Raw genomic sequence first — 1,322 nt, 5'->3', positions numbered from 1 at the left:
TGTCTAGTCCTGAAATAGGTTTACACATTTTCGGCTAGCTTTTCTCCACTCAGAACCCCCGATGCACCGCATCGGGGGTTCTGTATTGCAACGCATGATGCGGTCGCTCCACGTTGTAAATATCCACCGCCTCACGCACCATCTCCCGCGCTTGCACCAGGTCCTGCGGGCTTTGCAACAACAGCTCTCCTTTCAATATCCCGTTCACCCGTTCTGCCAACGCATTCTGGTAACAGTCATACCCATCCGTCATCGAGCATTTCACCCCGTGCCGTTCATGTAATGACTGATACAACCCCGAGCAATACTGCACGCCGCGGTCTGAGTGATGGATGAGTTCACCGCCGCCACGCCGTTGCTTCAGTGCTTTCTTGAACGCCATCGCCACCGACTCGGCATGCATTCCTTCGTGTACGTGATGGCCCACTATCTTGCGTGAATAGGCATCCGTCACCAGGCTCAAGTACAGCGGCCCGCTCCTGGCTGGCAGATAGGTGATGTCGGCGACCCACACTTGCTCTGGGGCCACCGGCGTAACCTGCTCTGGCCCAGCCTTGAGCAAGTTGGGATGACGATAGAAGCGGTGAAAACTGTGGGTGGTCTTGTGATACGCCCGTCTGGGCTGCACCAGCAGGCGGTGCTCGGCCAATATCCGAAACAGCCTGTCACGCCCTACCTTGAGCCCGCCATCATCCTGACCCTGCAGCAGATAATGCAGCTTGCGAGTGCCCACCCGAGGTTGTCGCAGTCGAACCTGACGCACAAAGCGCACCACATGCAATCCCTGTGCATGGCGCAGGTCGGCGACTCGATTGCGCTTGTAGTAAGTCTGCCTGCTTATCCCCAGAAACAGGCAAGCCCTGACAATGGTCAGCCTCTCGACTTGCCGCTGCGAGAGGACTTGCCGGGTCGCTTTTTTACGATGGAGACGCCGTAGTCATTCTTCAGTACATCGACGACGGCCTCAAAAAACTGGGCCTTCTGACTCATCAGCGCCAGCTGCTGCTCGAGTTCCTTGATACGCTGTTCGGGCGTCTGGTTGTCGGGGTCAGGCATGGTGATGCTCCTGCCGGCACGCACAGAAGCCCCCTGGCTCCAATCTTGCCGACCATGTTTACGCAACCATACCAGAACGGTTGAGCGGCCCTGAATGCCATAACGCACCTGAGCCTGTTTGTAGGTAAGCTCGCCTTTTTCAATCTGCTCGACCAGCGCCAGTTTAAAAGTCAGCGAGTAATCGCGCTGTGTCCGTTTCACACCTTGTCCCATCGGGTTCTCCATTTATTGGGGGGAAAGGTGTAAACCATATTCAGGACGGGACA

1 protein-coding gene is annotated in these 1,322 nt (G+C 56.4%); it reads right to left on the bottom strand.

Annotated features, from left to right (window positions below; genetic code table 11):
- Positions 1-49 precede the first annotated feature (49 nt).
- Positions 50-1,269, bottom strand: a protein-coding gene (locus BN1135_RS21385) for an IS3 family transposase (RefSeq protein WP_139245285.1) whose coding sequence is annotated in 2 segments (ribosomal slippage) — positions 50-921 and positions 921-1,269 — 1,221 coding nt in all. Because the reading frame shifts where the segments join, the coding sequence is not laid out codon by codon here.
- Positions 1,270-1,322: the final 53 nt, after the last annotated feature.

Origin of the sequence: Aeromonas sobria (assembly GCF_000820145.1) — a bacterium.
GTDB lineage: Bacteria > Pseudomonadota > Gammaproteobacteria > Enterobacterales > Aeromonadaceae > Aeromonas > Aeromonas sobria.
This window is presented reverse-complemented; position numbering and strand designations above follow the sequence as displayed.